The sequence below is a fragment of the Pseudoalteromonas sp. NH0006-26 genome, from assembly GCF_057552415.1.
Map to the genome: position 1 here is coordinate 82,505 of NZ_BAAJMJ010000013.1, position 17,233 is coordinate 99,737.

Genomic DNA, 17,233 nt, shown 5'->3' on the forward strand with positions numbered 1-17,233 from the left:
AATAATTTGTATTTTGCTAGAAGTTTAATCAAAAAAAACGCCTAACATCATGTTAGGCGTTTTTATTTAAACTTTATGTTTCATTAAACGTTCTTTTTCACGGGACCAATCTTTATTTTTACCGTCTTCACGTTTGTCATGCATTTTCTTACCTTTAGCTAAATGGAATTCAAGCTTCACCCAGCATTTTTTCCAATACATAGCGGTGGCAACTAATGAATAACCATCACGCTCAGTTGCACCAACTAAGCGGTCGAGTTCACGCCTGCTTAGTAGTAATTTACGGTAACGTAGCGGGTCACAAATAACATGGGTCGATGCACTATTTAAAGGCTGAATGGTACTGCCTAATAAAAATGCTTCACCGTTTTTAAGATGAATATAAGTTTCAGAGATATTTACTTTACCTGCTCGGATACTTTTTACTTCCCAGCCTTGGAGTTCAACACCTGCTTCAAACTTGTCGTGTAAAAAATACTCGTGTCGCGCTTTTTTATTTAGCGCGATGGTATTACTTGTCGATTTTGATGAATTTTTCTTAGCCATAGTGCCCTATAATATACGTTATACAAGATGTTTTACATCGATTTTTTAAATTATACATGCAAAAGCGAAGGATTAATTTAAGCGCGATGAAAGTTTGGGGAAACGGACAAAGCTTGCTAAAATTCCTGCACACAGTTGGGAGTGAGTATGCCACAAATAGAAAAAAGCGCGCTGGTTATGTACAGCACTAAAGAGATGTTTGATCTAGTCAATGATGTAGAAGCCTATTCACAGTTTTTACCTAATTGTTCAGACTCAAAAATTATTAAGCAGCATGATAATAACATGACCGCTAGTTTAGAAATATCTAAAGCCGGCATAAAAAAATGGTTTACCACTGAAAATACGCTAATTGATGAGCAAACAGTGATGCTTCGCTTGGTTGATGGTCCTTTTAAAACCCTGCAAGGTCGCTGGCACTTTCAGCAATTAGATACGCATGCGTGTAAGGTTAATTTACAGCTAGACTTTGAGTTTTCAAGCAAGCTAATAGAGCTAGCGTTTGGTAAAATTTTTAATGATGTGGCAAAAAACATGGTGAGTGCGTTTACTCAACGTGCAAAAACCGTGTATGGAGAACGTGCATGATCAATATTGAAGTTGTGTTCGCGTTACCCACTAAGGCAACCACGTTAAATATAGAAGTGCTGCAAGGCACAACGGCTGAGCAAGCGGTAATACAGTCAGGGATTATCAAAAAGTGCCCTGAGATTGATGCAACCGATTTAACTTTAGGCGTATGGAACAGAACGGTAAAGCTTAATCATGAGCTTAAAGATGGCGACAGGATTGAAATTTACCGCCCATTAATTGCCGACCCTAAAGATGCTCGCAGGAAACGCGCCGAAAAAGCCAAAGAAGAGGGCCGCGCTAATAAAGTAACAGGTGGCCGGCCGTTAGATCGTTAGATACAAAAAAGGTGAGCCATGCTCACCTTTTTTATTAAACCTTAATAGCTTCTTATTGCTCTAAAGGTGTTGTAAAGTTTTCTGGTTGCTCATAGTCGCCCGATACCGTAACCAGCTTTTCATTTTCAAAGTTTAAGACTAATGATTTAAATTGTTCATTAGCTCGCCCTTTATTAAAGCTGTATACATAACGCCAAGTATTTTTATCGAAGGCGTCTTCGGCAATGGGTCTGCCTAATACGTAAATTACTTGTTCGCGAGTCATATTAACGCGAAGCTTATCAACGTCTGATTGTTCTAAAAAGTTACCTTGAGGGATGTTGATTCGGTATACCCAGCTAGAACAACCTGCGGCTGAACTAAGCGTTAAAGCGACGATAAGCCAAAGAGAAAAAGTTTTTAACGACTGCATTGTTAGTTGTGATCCTTATTTTTTATAATCTGCATGATACCGATTAGTCACTCAAGGTAAAACCCTTTTGAGTAATTGTTTTTGTTTAGCGCGTAAAGGCGAGGTTTTGACCATTAATAATCAAAAAAGTTTAAACAATGAGTTGAGCAATAGTAAAAATAAACCGGCTATTTGGTCACTTTATATTGTGCAAACACGGTTTGGTCATTGGTATACCGGCATTACGGTTGATGTAACACGACGTATCGCCACTCACCAAGCAGGTAAAGGGGCAAAAAACCTCAAAGGTAAAGGGCCGCTGGTGCTCATTCATCAACAACAAGTAGGTACTAAAAGCGACGCAAGCAAATTAGAGTATGCGATTAAAAAACTTCCAAGGGCAAAAAAAGAGGCTTATGTTGCTGCTTTTAAAGGGGGGCTTAATACCACAGGGCTTGTCAGAAGCTGATTAATAAATGCCTCAATTAGCAATACGGCTTCTTGATAGAGGGGAGTGTTTATATTTTCGAGCGTATCTTTAGCACTATGATGGAAGTTATCTGCCCCCATAGAAAAGTACACATACGGAATTTTTTGTTTAGCGAACGAATAATGGTCACTGGCTCTGTGCCAATCTATTTGTTTCGTGTTGGTGAGCAGGCTCATTTTTCGTGATGAATAAACAGGTTTTAATTTCACTTTGTTACCCTTAATCTGAGTAAATACTAAGTTAAGTTGGCTTTTTAAGGCGCGACTTGTTAGCGCGTATAACCGTTTATGCGATTTTTTAATTGCCAACATATCTAGGTTAATATTTAAAATAATAGGGAGCTGGCGCATTGTTTTAGCAAAGTGCTCACTGCCGTGTAAGCCATTTTCTTCAGCGTCTGTTGCAACAAACATAAAGCGGTAAGAGGAAGAGGCCGTTAGCGCATGCGATAAATACAGCAATGCGGCAACACCCGAGGCGTTATCGTTAGCGCCAGGGTGTAATTTCCCCGCTTTTAGGCCTAAATGATCATAATGCGCAGTAATAACAATAACAGGTAAATCTTTTACTGTATTAGTAGCAATAATATTAACGCCTTGTGCGCTAGAAAACAGCCCTGAGGAATAAGTAAAAGGTTGTTCACTTACTATGAGTTGATGCTCTTTGAAGCGTGTTTTTAAATACTCCCTAGTGAGCAAGGCAGCATGACTATTCGTTTTTCTACCAGCCAATTCTGGGCTGGTTAACATAGTTAAATCAGTTAATAATTGTGGCTCAATCTGTTTACAAAGTCCGCTCCAACTTATAAAAAGTACGACACATGTTAAGCTAAATAATTTAATAATGATTCGCCTTAGCAGTGAGTGATTTTAATGCAATGAGCTTATTGTCATAGCGCTGCTTTTCATGAACAAATTCTGCTTTTTTTCTAGCTTTACGCAAATGAAACTCCGCTTTAGTTATATTATTTAATTCAAAGTAACTGCGGGCTAGTCCAAAGTGACTTTCATGTAAGGTTGGTGACATAGCGTTTGCTTTTTTATAATGGCTAATCGCGTTTGTATAGTCACCACTTACATAGTCACTGTTACCAAGCGATATATGATAATAAGGGTTAGTTTGGCGCTGTCTGTCAAGCTCTGCTAATAGCTTATCGCCTTCGGCTACTCTATCTGTGAGTTTATATAATAATGCTAAATTACCTTGCGCAGTATTATTATCAGCGTTTAAGGCAATGGCATAGCGGTACATTTCCTCCGCTTGCTTTAAATCACCTAATTGTTTAAAGAGTACCCCTAGATTTCCCCAACTGGCACTAAATGAGGAATCGGTATTGATTGCTGCTTTAAAATAACTATACGCTAAATCATAGTGTTTATTAACCAATGCCTCACCGCCTTTATTATTATAAAACATGGCGGTTACTCGCTTTTTTGATAACGATGATGTTGCAAAACGAGCTTGTCGGCTATTGGGGTCAAAATCAATGATTAAACGTTGATTACGCTGATAAACAAGTGAGCTGTCTTTGAGCTTCGTTTTATTGTCTATGGCCAGGTTGATATGCCCAGTGAGTAAATTAAACCCTTGGTTTAACGCCCAGTATTCTGGAATATGTACTTTTTGAAAGCGGGCCTTAAGGCCTAAATGTTCGGCTAAGCTATACGCTAAAATAGAGAGGGAAAGGCAGTTAGCATTTAAATTTTGATAGCTTTGAGACGCTGTTTGTGTGCTGGTAGATTGATAAGATAGTGAGTTATCACCATTTGTGAGTAAAAAACTAAGTACACTATAGGCAATTTCGTCAGCAGATTTTCGCGTTTGTACATAAGCACTTAACTGTTGTTTGAGGCTATGGTCGAGTTGAAATATTTGTTGCTCAGACTCTACAAGCTGCTGTTGTAGTTGCATTGGGGGAGCAATAATAGGGATTGGCACACTTATATTGGCGTTATCTGTGGTGCTACACGCACTTAAACTGAGCAAACAAGCAGCTAGTAAGTAATGTTTACCTTGAACAGCACTCATATACACCTCTGTACAAAAAACACACTGTAAGTATAGTGGCTATTTGGTACAGAGGTTATTTTTTAACGTAACAAACTATTTAACGCTGCTGGTTAAATGTGGCCACTAGTGCATCAAGTGTTTGTGCGCTGGTGGCTAAATCACGAATTGCTTGTTCAGTATTGATTTGTTCACTCATTGATTTATCACTGATCTCACTAATTTGCTCAATACTTCGACCCACATCATTTACTACGCTACTTTGTTGTTCGGTAGCGGTGGCTATTAGAGTTGCCATGTCGTTAATTTCATTTGCTGTTTCAGTAATCGTATTAAGTAACTCAACCGAGCTTTGCATTGCGCTGACGCTTTGTTGGGCTTTATTCTTTGATTGGCTAATATCATTTACAACATCATCTGAAATTTGAGTGAGCTCTTCAATCATTGATTGTATTTCAGTGGTTGACTGTGATGTACGATTCGCCAGTGCTCTTACTTCATCAGCAACGACTGCAAACCCTCGACCATGTTCACCAGCGCGTGCAGATTCAATGGCTGCATTAAGTGCCAGCAAGTTGGTTTGCTCTGAAATCCCTCTAATTGAATCCACTATGCTTGCAATATCAATGGTTTTTTTAGAAAGCAAAGCAACTTGCTCGGTAATACCATCAATGTCGCTGGCAAGGGCTGAGATTGTCGTTTGGCTCTGTAATACTTGCTGATGACTTTGTTTGGTATTATCGCGGCTATCGTTGGTTAACTTAGCAGCATTAGCGGCACTTTGTGCTATTTCTTGCACCGTAGCGCCCATTTCATTAATCGCTGCAGCAACCGAAATGGTTTGCTCTTTTTGTTTATCCAACGCTAACGAGTTTTGTTTTGCTTGCGCAAAGACATGATCAGAGCTTTGACGAATACCATGGCTTTCATCAGCTACTTGTACAATGGCGGTTTCTATTTTTTCAATAAATTGGTTAAAGCCCGACGTTAAATTATTGAGTTCAGGTTGAGGTGATGTAGGTAGGCGATAAGCTAAATTAGCATCGCCACGTCCTAAACGAGAAAACAACTCCGCCATTTTTGATAACGGTGAGGCTAAAGAACGAGCTAATAAGTAACTGATCACGCTTGCGATAAGTGCTGTGATGATAGTGAATGTGAATATTTGCCATTCTAGAGTGTTTACGCTTGCGAAAACTTCGCTTTTTGGTACTTGAGCTAACACAAATAAGTCGGTGTTTTTAATTGGTGTGGCAGCAATCAGCGTGGCTTGTCCGTTAATATTTACTTCTTCTAATGCAAAGCCGTTTTCATCAAGTAATTTGTTATGAATATTGGCACTGTAAATACTATCTATATTAACCTTGGCAACTTTAGCTGCATCTTTATGTAGCTGAATTAAGCCATTTTTATCGGCAATAAATACAAACCCTGACTGCTCAATTTTAAACTGTTGAAGCAGCTTTTGCATATCTGTGATGCTTTTTGCTAAGCCCGCCAAGCCGAATCCATTGGGCTGCTGGTGATTAACAAACATTTTTACATCGTTTTCAGATTCTTGATAAATACTGATTGAGTAGGGTTGTTTTGATTGAGTAAAAGCAAAAAACCAGCCATCTGCAGCATCATTTTTTAAAACACGCAAAAAGCCATCTTGGTTCCAATATTGCGCGGTATTCTTATTAGCCCATGAAGCGGTAGCAAGATCATATTGCTCAACCAAACGATTGAGTTCTTTGAGTAAAAGTGCATCATTGGTGTTGCCAGAGTTTGCCCAATCTAAAATAAAGGTATTGGCAGAAAGCTGCTGTGCTGCGCCTAGAAGTTCATTGATCTCCCCACCAATATGATTACTGATTGTTTGCAGTTTACTTGGTAGTTCCGATTCGATCATGCGTTGCTCAATAATATTCTTTGAGTTATGCAAAGACGTCAAACCAATTAATACAGCAACACAAATAGCAATAATGCTTCCAAGCGCTGTTATTTTTTGAGTAATAGAGAGATTTTGTATCGTCATGATAATACTTATATTTACAACTTAGGCAATGAGAGGATTATTTTAGCACATTATTTATTTTCGGCTATTGATGAATAATTTACATTAAAAAAAGCCCACAGCAAAATGCAAGTGGGCTTGGTTTCTAACAAGTGAAAGTTCTAGGGTTATAGAATTAAACTATTTTTTTCATTGCCGACATATAGCCGCGTAATTTAGCACCCACTTTTTCAACAGGGTGTTCACGCAGTGCGGTATTTATTCGAATCAATGTTTGATTATCTACTTGGTTACTTTGCTCATTTAAGCCTTTACCAATAACATCGGTATCAATATCTTGCATAAACTCTTGTAGTAGTGGCAAACATGCATGGTTGTATAAGTAGCAACCATATTCTGCCGTATCTGAAATAGTACGATTCATTTCAAACAGCTTTTTACGTGCAATAGTATTAGCAATTAATGGCGTTTCATGCAGTGACTCATAATAAGCAGATTCTGCAATAATACCGGCTGCAGTCATGGTTTCAAATGCCAGCTCTACGCCGGCTTTTACCATGGCCACCATTAAAATGCCGTTATCAAAAAATTCTTGTTCAGTAATTTCTACATCACCTGCTGGTGTTTTTTCAAAATGAGTTTCTGCAGTTTCAGCACGCCATTTTAATAAGTTAGCGTCATCATTTGCCCAGTCTTCCATCATTACCCGTGAAAATGTGCCATCGATTATGTCATCTTGGTGTTTGTTATACAGTGGGCGCATGATTACTTTTAGCTGCTCACTTAATTCAAATGCTCTGACTTTGGCAGGGTTTGATAGGCGGTCAAGCATATTGGTAACGCCGCCATACTTAAGTGCTTCTGTGATCACTTCCCAACCATATTGAATTAGTTTTGAGGCATAGCCAGCATCAATCCCTTTATCAATCATCTTATCAAAACATAAAATAGAACCTGTTTGTAGCATGCCACATAAAATGGTTTGCTCACCCATTAAGTCAGATTTTACCTCGGCGATAAACGATGACTTAAGTACCCCTGCACGATGACCACCCGTACCTGCAGCATAAGCTTTTGCTTGCGCTAAACCATGCCCTTGAGGGTCGTTCTCTGGGTGAACCGCAATGAGGGTGGGTACACCAAAGCCGCGTTTATACTCTTCACGTACTTCGGAACCTGGGCATTTTGGTGCAACCATAATTACGGTTATGTCTTCACGTACTTGCATACCTTCTTCTACAATATTAAAACCATGTGAGTAAGCAAGCGTTGAGCCGTGTTTCATTAATGGCATGATGGCATTAACAACCGCGGTGTGCTGTTTATCCGGTGTTAGGTTAAGTACAACATCAGCTGTTGGGATCAATTCTTCGTAAGTACCCACTTTAAAGCCATTGTCAGATGCATTTAAAAATGATTGACGGCGCTCAGTAATTGCTGATTCACGAAGTGTATAGGCTACATTTAAACCCGAATCACGTAAATTTAAACCTTGATTTAAGCCCTGTGCGCCACAGCCGACAATCACTAACTTTTTACCCTTGAGTGCGGCAACGCCGTCGTTAAATTCGTCTGCACCCATAAATTCACATTGTGCTAATTGCGCTAATTGTTCGCGTAAAGGTAAGCTATTAAAATAATTTGCCATGATTAAGGTTCCTATTAATTCAATTTGTTAGATGCATTGCGTTTGCTTTGCTTGGAATAACCATATGAAAAATCTCTTCTTGCGTAAAATGATATATTTGAATTAAAGTGTTTCATAAAATGAAATACGGGCGTTGACATGGATCATAAGCATTTACATTACTTTTTAGCGTTAGCAAAAACGCTTCATTTTTCTCGTGCCAGTGAGTTGTGTCATGTAAGTGCTCCTACTTTAAGCCGTAACATTAAGCAGTTAGAAGATGAAGTAGGGGTGATGTTATTTCAGCGTGATAATCGCAGTGTAAAGCTTACCCGCGAAGGCATTGCATTTAAGGAGTACGCCAGTGCAACGCTTACTAATTGGCAGCGTTTTAAGGCTAATTTAAACGAGCCGCAACAACACATTTATGGCAATGTAAGCCTTTATTGTTCAGTTACCGCGTCCTACAGTTTTTTGCATCATATTTTAGAGCAACTGAGAGCTCAGCATCAGCATATTGAAATCACCTTAAATACGGGCGATCCCGCTTTGGCTATTAACCGAGTGTTAGATGGGCATGAATCTATGGCCATTGCAGCCAGGCCCAGTAAATTACCTGCACAAATTGCATTTGTAGACATTGGTTATTCGCCACTGGTATTAATTGCGCCCACTATTCAATGCCCGATCACAGAAAAACTAGCCACTAACACCGAGACTATTGATTGGTCCGAGCTTGAGTTTATTGTTGCTGAAAAAGGGTTTTCACGTCAAAGGTTGGAGCAATGGTGGCGAAAAAATAACGTTCAGGGAAAAATTTACGCGCAAGTGGCTGGGCATGAAGCCATGGTATCTATGGTGAGTTTAGGCTTAGGTGTGGCTATGATCCCAAAAATTGTACTTGATAATAGCCCGCTAAACGATAAAGTGCAGGTTTTACAGTACAAAGGCGAGCCACCACAAGGGTTTAAAATTGGTCTGGCGGTATTACACAAAGAATTGAATGATCCAGCGATTAGTGCGCTTTGGAATATTGCACAAAATATGGGAGAAAACATAATATAGGCTTGTTGGATGATAAAAAAGTGTTAATATAAACCGCTAATATTTATGTGTTTATTAACATCTTTGTTGTGATGTCTGAGAGTTTCAATTATGGATAATACTGCCTCACTTGCTCATTCTGCCCAGTGTTTAAAAAAAGCCATTCCGCTTATGGTTAAGTACAAAATGCCGGTAACGCCAATTAATTATGCGATTTGGTACTGTTATGTACAGGGCGATAATCCACAACTAAATACAGAGCTTGATAAAGTTATCGGTCAGCACAATACCTGCTCGGCCCAAAGTGCTCAGGAAATTTTTGATAAATATATAAACGATGAAGAATTAGCGTTTTTCCAACAAATGTCTGAAAAATTTCATGGTACGGTAGAGCAAGTACAGTTTGATTTGAGTGACTCTATTCAGTATTCAAAAAGTTTTACTACCTCGTTAGTTGACTCACAAAATGAGTTAAAAACACTCTCTAGTATTAACTCATTTAATGAAATTTTGTCTTGTGTAGAGCGTTTAACAGACGAATCTATTGCCATGCAAGATTACGCCCGTGGTTTCCAAACTAAATTAGCGCAAGCATATAATGAGATTAAAGATTTAAAAGAAGCTCTGACTATGACTCAAGAAGCGGTTGATAAAGATTCGCTAACGGGGTTATATAATCGCGGCAAGTTTGATACCGACATAGTCGAGTTTTGCCTTCATGCATCTTCACAAGACGAGCAAGATAAGTTAGCCGTGTTAATAATGTTCGATATCGATCACTTTAAACGTTTTAATGATGATTTTGGTCATCAAAAAGGCGATGAGGTACTCAAACTTGTTGCTCAAAAAGTGCAAAATAGCGTGCAAGAACAATACAATGCTTATCGTTTCGGTGGTGAAGAATTTTGTGTCACGGGTTACTTTGATAGCATTAATGATGCAATGATCTTTTGTAATAAGTTACGCTTAAGTATTGCTAAATTAACTATCCGTAAGAAAGAAGATAGTAATAATAAACGTAGTATCTCAGCAAGTTTTGGCATAGCTCTAATGCAGCCTTTTAGTAAGAGCTGTTTATTAGTAGAAAAAGCCGATAGAGCACTTTATTTAGCTAAAACTCATGGTCGAAATCGAGTTGAAATAGCCGCCAATTTGTAAACGTGTTCCGTTTGTATCAAATTTGTTAATGATTGTAACCCTCTAGAGCTTGTACTGATACTACTTGCTACTATAGGGTCAAAGCCACTTTATAAACTAGTGAATAACTCCATGATGTTACATCTGAGAATAAAAATATGCATTTTATTGGCGTTATTTAGCGCTAATGCAATTGCTCAGACGCAGCAACATATCTCTACGGATGAACTTAAGATTAGTGTCAGCTTAGGGGCTGGAGTGATCAGTAATCCTTTATACGGTGCTGACAACATTCCTTTGTTGGTGGTTCCACAAGTAGCTTATTATGGCCAAAATTGGTTTTTTGATAACGGTCGCTTAGGTTATTCTTTTTTACAAAGCGATACGCATAACATTAGCTTAGTGTCAGAAATTAACCCAGAATCAAGGTTTTTTATTGATTGGCACCCGCAAAATATATTCCCGCTCACAGCAATGTCTAATAATGAAATATTAGAATCACAACACATTGAATCTCCTCGCCAGATTAATATTAATAACATTCAAAAAAGACGAGTGGTGTTGGATGCGGGTGTGAGTTATTTTTTTGTAAAACAACAACATGTTTTTTCTGCGCAATTATTGCATGACGTAAACAGTGTTTATAATAGCTACAGAGGATCGCTACAATGGCAATACCATTTTGATCTTAAGTTGTTAAAACTTAAATCGACCTTAGGCGTTAACTATAAATCAGCCCAAGTAAATAACTACTTTTATGGTTTAAACAGCACAGAATCTTCATATGGTGAAATAGAAGTTGGTAGTAGCTGGCAACCTTATGCTAAAATCGACGCCCGTTGGCCCTTAGGTAAAACCAACGCGCTTCGTTTTCATTTAGCATATTATGACTATTCAGCAATGGATAGCAGCCCGCTCTTTGAACATGACTATTCAATGACCGCCTTTATAGGATTCGAACATACATTTTAATATGAAGTGTTTTATGTTGGTTGTGTTTGCAGCTTCATTCTTTAGCAACATTAACGTTGCAAAAGCCTCTTCACTTAACGTATCACCCAAAGTCTGTGTGGTTTCCGAACAACAAGAATTTTGTGATCTTGAGTTAAAATTTAACTGGCAACTGTCTGAGCCAAGCGATGTGTGTTTATACCAGCAAGATACTCAGTTGCAATGTTGGCAAGGGGTAAAAAAAGGGCAACTTAGTTATAAAGCGCGTGTTCAGGTGGAGACCATATACTCCCTGATTAATCCCCTTACAGGTGTATCATTAGCGAGTGTGCAAGTAGAAGTGCAGACTGCATACGCTAAGAAAAAACATCGGCTACGCTCACCTTGGAGCTTTTTTTAATTTAGGAGCAGTAAATGCCAAAGATATTACTTGTTGAAGATGACTTAGGGTTGCAACAATTAACCAAAGACTATCTTGAGCATAATGGCTTAGAAGTTGACGTATTAGATCGCGGTGACGAAGTGTTTCCTTATTTGAGTGAAAATCATGCTGATCTAATCATTTTAGATGTGATGTTGCCAGGAAAAGATGGCTTTAGCGTGTGTCGTCAAGTGCGCGACAAATACACCTTACCTATTTTAATGCTTACCGCAAAGGGTGAAGATTTTGACCAAGTTATTGGCTTAGAACTCGGTGCTGACGATTACGTTATTAAACCTGCTGAGCCGCGCGTGTTATTGGCTCGAATTAGTGCATTACTGCGCCGTGGGCTGCCTAGCGTAAAAGCCGTTGAAGAGCTTAAATTTGGTGACTTATCAATAGATAAAACCAGTCGAATTGTAAAGCTAAGCGGTGTTGAAATCGTATTAACTTCGCATGAGTTTGAATTACTGTGGTTGTTGGCTTCAAATGCCGGAGAGGTTCTCAGCCGAGAGCATGTGCACCAACATATGATTGGCCGTGAGTACGACGGGCTAGATCGAACCGTTGATGTACGCGTATCTCGTATTCGCAAGAAGCTTGGTGATAATAGTGATAAACCATACCGCATTAAAACGGTGTGGGGACAAGGCTATTTATTTGTATCAGATGCGTGGGACATGTAATTAATGCAAGGTATTAGGCTAGGTTAATGGGAAAGCTATTTATAAGCCTTTACGTATATATTATTGCTTCTTTGTTTATTGCCAGTGGTGTTATAGAGCAGCTTTGGCCGTATGATGAATCTGAGCAACATGTTTTGTTAGATGATGAATTTGGGCAGTCGTTATGGCTGCTTTCTCAAACGCCAGATGGTCTTGAGCAGTTAAAACATAATTTTGATAGCCAAGTTATCGCCCCGCAAGATTTAGTTCTCCCGGCTGAGCAGAAAACACAATTAACGCAAAATAATTACCTTTACTTGTATGATAAGCAGCAACGTATTGTTTGGTATGTTACTTTAAATAACTCTCAGTTATTACAAGTCGGCCCTTTAGGTGTTAAAGCTAAAAACACTGGGACCGTAATTCCTTATTTATTAGTTTTATTTATTATTAGCTTACCGATAGGGTTATGGAGCTTACTGTTATGGCGAGATTTTGCCAAGCTCAGCCAAGCCTGTGAAGCCGTCGGTGGGGCGCAAGATTTTCAATTAAGCGACAGATCTAAATCATTCTTTTTACCCATCACTGATACACTGCAAGTAATGCAGCAACGGATTGAGTTTTTACTGAGTGCTCAACAGGAACTGACCTCATCAGTGTCACATGAGTTCAGAACACCATTAGCGCGTTTGAAGTTTGCAATCGCGATGCTAGAGAATAAAGTTCAAGATGGCAAAGCACAGCACTATTTATCTGATATGCAAATGGATATTCATGAGCTAGAATCCTTGGTATCAGAAATGCTGGAATACGCTCGTTTAGATACACAGCAACCAAGTTTGCAATTGGCTCCTTGTGATATCGTCGCATTAATTAAAGCCAATATCGAAAAAGTAAGTTTTGATACCCCTATTAAATTAACAACAACGCTACCGAGTCAATTTATTTACGTATGTGATAGCCATTTTATGTCGCGAGTACTACAAAATTTAATTAGTAACGCACTGAAACATGCTACGCAAAATGTGCATATTAGTTTAACTGCCAACGCTGCGAAGTTATTCCTGGTGATTGAAGATGATGGCCCAGGTATTGCCGGTGCTGAACGTGAGAAAGTGTTTAAACCCTTTACCCGCTTAGATAAAAGCCGTGATAAAAAAACCGGTGGGTTTGGATTAGGGCTAGCAATTGTAAATAAAATTATTAGTTGGCATAAAGGGCAGTGCAAGATTGAAGACTCACCACTGGGTGGGGTTAAGTTTATTATCACCCTCGACAACTAAAACCCAAACAATAAAAAAGCGCCATAAAGGCGCTTTTTTGCGGTTTAAAACCAAAAAATCAACAAGTAGCAAATAGATAGACAGACCACTTATAAAAAAGTTCTATTTTATTTACTATTTTTTTCTAGTAGTGGCATCAGCATTTGCTCTAAACCATTAAGCTTCACTTCGTACATCATAGCGAGCTGAGAACCAAGCTTGCTATCAGGAAAGCCTTGCTGTTTAAACCACACTAAGTAAGGCTCAGGCAGTAAAAGTAAAGGGCGTCCTGCATATTTGCCAAATGGCATAATGGTGTTAATCGCGATTTTTAGTTGTTGAGGGTCCATTACTGACATCTTTTATAAAATAATTACGATAAGTGTAAGGGATTTTAAGGGAATAAAATAGGCTGTAACGGGCAAGTAACAGCCTATTGATAGAGGGAGTAGGCCCTCTAATTTGAGAATCTTATTGGTCATTTAAAAGCAAGGGGTCCGTTATTTGTCTTTTATAAAACACAAACTTAGGTATTAGCTTTATTCAACCAACACAGGCATTTTACCTTATTTTTTGACCAATAAAATACTCAGATGTAAAGGAATGTAAATGCAATCTATTTGCATCTAAGCCCGATTACGGAAACAAGGTTTGCTTTACATGTTCCGCAAAACCGCTACCAGCCTCTAAGTAAAAGTTATAAGTAGAATCTATTCCCATATCCTCTAATTCTTTTTGCTGATCGGGATAGTTAGCAATGGCTGTAACTTGCCCTTTATAGCCTGATGCCTGCAACTGCTCTAAGGCAAAAATATTTTGCATATGCTTAGGCATAGTTAACATGACCATTTCAACATGGGAGTGATTAACGCGCTGCCAAAAATCGGGGTCAGTTGCATCAGCAATTAATACTCTGCGCCCACGTTTTATATGTTTATCAACCACCTCAGGTTTAATATCAATACCTGCTACAACATCAGGATGGGTTGAGTTTATTGTTTCGTAGGCACCGGTGCCAATTCTGCCCATACCAAAAATAACTATTTTGGTATCATTTAAGTTTACTGGAAGCTCTTCCGCTAAGCGGGTTTTACTTTCAAACTTCAATAAAAACCGTTCAATTTTAACGTACAGCTCGTTAGAACGTTTATTTAAAGGGGAAGCAATCACAAATGTGATGGATACGGCAATTGCGATAACGGCGAGCCATTCAGAGGTAACCATGCCGCTAGATGCTGCAACTGCGCAAACAATCAAGCCAAACTCACTAAAGTTAGCCAAACTAAACGCAGTGAGTAAAGAAGTACGAGCACGCAGTTTAAATAAGTTAGTTAATATGTAATAAAGCAGCGTTTTAACAGGAATAACTAATACTAAAATTAAGGCAACGACTAGAGAGTGGGCAGTAAGCTCAGCACTTAAACCAATACTTAAGAAAAAACCAACCAGTAATATATCTTTTAAGCTAAGTAGTGACTTAGACAGCTCACCGGCTTTTTTGTGTGGGGCGAATATCATGCCAATGATCAATGCGCCTAAATCGCCCTTTAATCCTGCGAATTCAAAGGCATTATATCCTGCCACTAACGCAAAGAAGAAACCAAATAGCGGCAGCAGCTCACCGTGTTTAGAGCGATTTAAAACCCAATACATAATAGGGCGAAACAAAGGTAGCGCAACAATTAATCCTAAGGCCCAAATGTTTGGTACTTTACCCGTACTGACCGCTAAGAAGATCACAGCAAATATATCTTGCATAACCAAAATACCAATGGCTATTTTACCATGCAAACTTGCCATTTCCCCACGCTCTTCCAGCACTTTTACAGCAAATACCGTGCTCGAAAAGCTCAGAGCAAAGCCAACTAACAACGCACTTTGCCAGCTTAAATCAACAAATAGCGGCAGTGCAAATACACCAAGCAACAACATAAAACCACTAAATAATGCGCTACTTAAAACAATGTGTATAGTTGCAGGAGCCCATACTTGAGGTTTCATAAGGTTAGAAATTTTTAGCTTGAGGCCAATACTAAAAAGTAGCAGTGTGACCCCTAAAGAGGCAATCGTTTCGAGTAGCTCCGTGCTTTTGTAGCCCGCTAAATTAAGAATAAACCCGGCCATAAGAAAGCCGATAAGTGGCGGTAATTTTAGCTGATATATACCAAAACCGCAGACGAAGGCGGTAGCAAAATAAATTAGTTCCATAGTTATTAGTATCACTGCATTTGGCATTGTAGTGTAGCGAAAAACAATGCTTATTGACAATTAATCTACTTATTTACTGCTGCTAATTGGCTGATAGTGAGTATTTATCAGCTGATTACTAAAACATCTTTATACAGGCATAAAGTGGCTGTAAAGTACAAAAAACACACATATGTGGTTAGTTTTATGGTAAACAGCATGTAAATAGCAGTTTTTCGCTGACAAGCGCTTTTAAATGTGGTTAAGATGCCATAACGAAGGAGTTTAAGCGTAAGCGAACAAAAGTATTGCTTAGCTTAAGGAGAAAATATGTTTAAAAAAATTTTAGCATCGGTAGGCATTGGTGCCGCCAAAGTAGATACTATCCTAGAAACTGAGCATCTTCAGCCTGGACAATTATTTAATGCACAAATTGTCATTACCGCAGGCGATGTAAGTCAAGAAATTGCGGGTTTAGATTTAATGTTAGTTACCCGAGTAAAAGTAGCCAGTGAGGACGGTGATTATTTTACTAATCATGTTATTGATCAGTGGCGCATTACTGATATTGGTACCGTTGAGCCTGGTGAAGTGAAAACGATTCCATTTGAGGCCCGTTTGCACTCAGAAACACCAATCACAGAAATTAATGCCGGTTATAACCAGTCTTATGTGTGGTTAGAAACAGGGCTTGATATTGATCTTGCACTTGACCCAACAGATAAAGACCATTTACACATCTATCCTAATGAAGCGGTTAAAACCTGTATGCAAGCAATGGAGAAGCTTGGCTTTAGTTTAGTCAAAGCAGATGTAGAACAGGGGCATCTTCGTGCGTCTACTTTTCAATCTGTGTCGGGGTGTTACCAAGAGCTTGAATATCAACCAAATAGCCGTAGCTTATTTGGAATAAAAGAAATCGAACTGTCGTTTATTCCTGAAGCACATAAAACGCATGTGCTGATTGAGTTAGACAGAGCATTTAGAAGTGACGGTTATGTCGATTTAACCATTGAGCATGATCATGTTAACTTATCTCAGCTATGCGATCAGTTAGAGCGACTGTTTGCTTGATGAATACAGAGGCTGATTAAGCCTCTGTAATAATAAGAGGTGTTTTAATGGCATTTAAATCTGAGCCATTCTCAGCGCTCGACTCCCAGACTTTGTTTGCCATTATGCGTAAACGTGTTGACGTATTTGTTGTAGAGCAAGCGTGTCCTTACCCCGAACTTGATGATGTTGATATTGCAGATGCTACTCGCCACCTGTATTCACTCGATGGGCAAACAGTAAATGCTTATGCTCGTTGTTATGAAAAAGATGCACAGTACAGTGCGATAGGGCGCGTTTTAGTTACTCAATCACAGCGCAGCTCTGGTTTAGGGAAAGAATTAGTTAGCCACGCTATTAACTGCTGTAAGACCCAATGGCCTTCTCGTGATATTTATATAGGCGCTCAAACCTACCTATTAAATTTTTATCGCTCATTTGGGTTTGAGTGCATTGGTAATGAATACTTAGAGGATGGGATTGCCCATCAGGACATGATTTTAAAGCTGTAGGTAATTCTCAATAAAAAAGGCCCACATTTGTGG

General features: G+C 38.9%; 19 protein-coding genes. 11 read left to right on the top strand and 8 right to left on the bottom strand.

Annotated elements, in window-relative coordinates; genetic code table 11:
• Window positions 1-66: 66 nt before the first annotated feature.
• Window positions 67-546: an SsrA-binding protein SmpB gene (smpB, locus tag AC27JR_RS15895; RefSeq protein ID WP_008109102.1), complete on the bottom strand. Its 480-nt coding sequence runs from the start codon at window positions 544-546 to the stop codon at window positions 67-69.
• A gap of 147 nt (window positions 547-693) precedes the next feature.
• Between smpB and AC27JR_RS15900 the strand changes: the two genes are divergently transcribed.
• Entirely contained in the window at window positions 694-1,134 is a 441-nt protein-coding gene (locus AC27JR_RS15900) for a type II toxin-antitoxin system RatA family toxin (protein WP_008109104.1), read from the top strand.
• Entirely contained in the window at window positions 1,131-1,454 is a 324-nt protein-coding gene (locus AC27JR_RS15905; protein WP_008109106.1) for an RnfH family protein, read from the top strand. The genes AC27JR_RS15900 and AC27JR_RS15905 overlap by 4 nt, the downstream gene beginning before the upstream one ends.
• A gap of 52 nt (window positions 1,455-1,506) precedes the next feature.
• Here AC27JR_RS15905 and AC27JR_RS15910 read toward each other — a convergent pair whose 3' ends face one another.
• Entirely contained in the window at window positions 1,507-1,866 is a 360-nt protein-coding gene (locus tag AC27JR_RS15910) for an outer membrane protein assembly factor BamE (RefSeq protein ID WP_010387969.1), read from the bottom strand.
• A 106-nt stretch (window positions 1,867-1,972) separates the two neighbouring features.
• Between AC27JR_RS15910 and AC27JR_RS15915 the strand changes: the two genes are divergently transcribed.
• Window positions 1,973-2,314, top strand: a complete 342-nt coding sequence (locus tag AC27JR_RS15915; RefSeq protein WP_487174125.1) for a GIY-YIG nuclease family protein — start codon at window positions 1,973-1,975, stop codon at window positions 2,312-2,314.
• On the opposite strand, the gene AC27JR_RS15920 is transcribed toward AC27JR_RS15915, so the two are convergent.
• The 4 genes from AC27JR_RS15920 to ilvC all read right to left on the bottom strand — a co-directional run bounded on the left by AC27JR_RS15920 (window position 2,260) and on the right by ilvC (window position 7,989).
• Entirely contained in the window at window positions 2,260-3,084 is an 825-nt protein-coding gene (locus tag AC27JR_RS15920) for a M28 family peptidase (RefSeq protein ID WP_487174126.1), read from the bottom strand. The genes AC27JR_RS15915 and AC27JR_RS15920 overlap by 55 nt on opposite strands.
• A gap of 88 nt (window positions 3,085-3,172) precedes the next feature.
• Window positions 3,173-4,363 carry a tetratricopeptide repeat protein gene (locus AC27JR_RS15925; protein WP_487174127.1) on the bottom strand — a complete coding sequence of 397 codons (1,191 nt, stop codon included), beginning with the start codon at window positions 4,361-4,363 and terminating at the stop codon, window positions 3,173-3,175.
• Between the two features lie 79 nt (window positions 4,364-4,442).
• The gene (locus AC27JR_RS15930) at window positions 4,443-6,362 is read right to left on the bottom strand and encodes a methyl-accepting chemotaxis protein (protein WP_008109113.1); all 1,920 of its coding nucleotides are present in this window, start codon (window positions 6,360-6,362) and stop codon (window positions 4,443-4,445) included.
• Between the two features lie 154 nt (window positions 6,363-6,516).
• Entirely contained in the window at window positions 6,517-7,989 is a 1,473-nt protein-coding gene (gene ilvC / locus AC27JR_RS15935; protein WP_487174128.1) for a ketol-acid reductoisomerase, read from the bottom strand.
• A 138-nt stretch (window positions 7,990-8,127) separates the two neighbouring features.
• Here ilvC and ilvY point away from each other — a divergent pair, with 138 nt between their 5' ends.
• From ilvY to AC27JR_RS15965, 6 genes are all read left to right on the top strand, one after another.
• Window positions 8,128-9,033, top strand: coding sequence for an HTH-type transcriptional activator IlvY (gene ilvY, locus AC27JR_RS15940; RefSeq protein WP_008109118.1), 906 nt, complete (start codon window positions 8,128-8,130; stop codon window positions 9,031-9,033).
• Between the two features lie 90 nt (window positions 9,034-9,123).
• Window positions 9,124-10,170: a GGDEF domain-containing protein gene (locus tag AC27JR_RS15945; protein ID WP_487174129.1), complete on the top strand. Its 1,047-nt coding sequence runs from the start codon at window positions 9,124-9,126 to the stop codon at window positions 10,168-10,170.
• 111 nt (window positions 10,171-10,281) lie between these two features.
• Window positions 10,282-11,121 (top strand): MipA/OmpV family protein, encoded by an 840-nt coding sequence (locus tag AC27JR_RS15950; RefSeq protein WP_487174130.1) that lies wholly within the window; start codon window positions 10,282-10,284, stop codon window positions 11,119-11,121.
• Between the two features lie 13 nt (window positions 11,122-11,134).
• Complete coding sequence (locus AC27JR_RS15955; RefSeq protein WP_487174132.1) at window positions 11,135-11,500, top strand: DUF3019 domain-containing protein; 366 nt, start codon at window positions 11,135-11,137, stop codon at window positions 11,498-11,500.
• Between the two features lie 14 nt (window positions 11,501-11,514).
• Window positions 11,515-12,207 (top strand): response regulator, encoded by a 693-nt coding sequence (locus AC27JR_RS15960; RefSeq protein ID WP_487174133.1) that lies wholly within the window; start codon window positions 11,515-11,517, stop codon window positions 12,205-12,207.
• A gap of 26 nt (window positions 12,208-12,233) precedes the next feature.
• On the top strand, window positions 12,234-13,469 hold the full coding sequence (locus AC27JR_RS15965; RefSeq protein ID WP_487174134.1) for an ATP-binding protein: 1,236 nt from the start codon (window positions 12,234-12,236) through the stop codon (window positions 13,467-13,469).
• A 107-nt stretch (window positions 13,470-13,576) separates the two neighbouring features.
• Here AC27JR_RS15965 and AC27JR_RS15970 read toward each other — a convergent pair whose 3' ends face one another.
• Together AC27JR_RS15970 and AC27JR_RS15975 are read right to left on the bottom strand one after the other, a co-directional pair.
• The gene (locus AC27JR_RS15970; protein WP_008109131.1) at window positions 13,577-13,798 is read right to left on the bottom strand and encodes a DUF3820 family protein; all 222 of its coding nucleotides are present in this window, start codon (window positions 13,796-13,798) and stop codon (window positions 13,577-13,579) included.
• Window positions 13,799-14,084: 286 nt separating this feature from the next.
• A complete protein-coding gene (locus tag AC27JR_RS15975; RefSeq protein ID WP_076920345.1) occupies window positions 14,085-15,656 on the bottom strand; it encodes a cation:proton antiporter family protein in 1,572 nt (523 codons plus the stop codon).
• A 309-nt stretch (window positions 15,657-15,965) separates the two neighbouring features.
• Between AC27JR_RS15975 and AC27JR_RS15980 the strand changes: the two genes are divergently transcribed.
• Window positions 15,966-16,709: a sporulation protein gene (locus tag AC27JR_RS15980; protein WP_008109135.1), complete on the top strand. Its 744-nt coding sequence runs from the start codon at window positions 15,966-15,968 to the stop codon at window positions 16,707-16,709.
• Window positions 16,710-16,756: 47 nt separating this feature from the next.
• A complete protein-coding gene (locus tag AC27JR_RS15985) occupies window positions 16,757-17,200 on the top strand; it encodes a GNAT family N-acetyltransferase (RefSeq protein WP_487174137.1) in 444 nt (147 codons plus the stop codon).
• The last annotated feature ends 33 nt before the right edge of the window (window positions 17,201-17,233 follow it).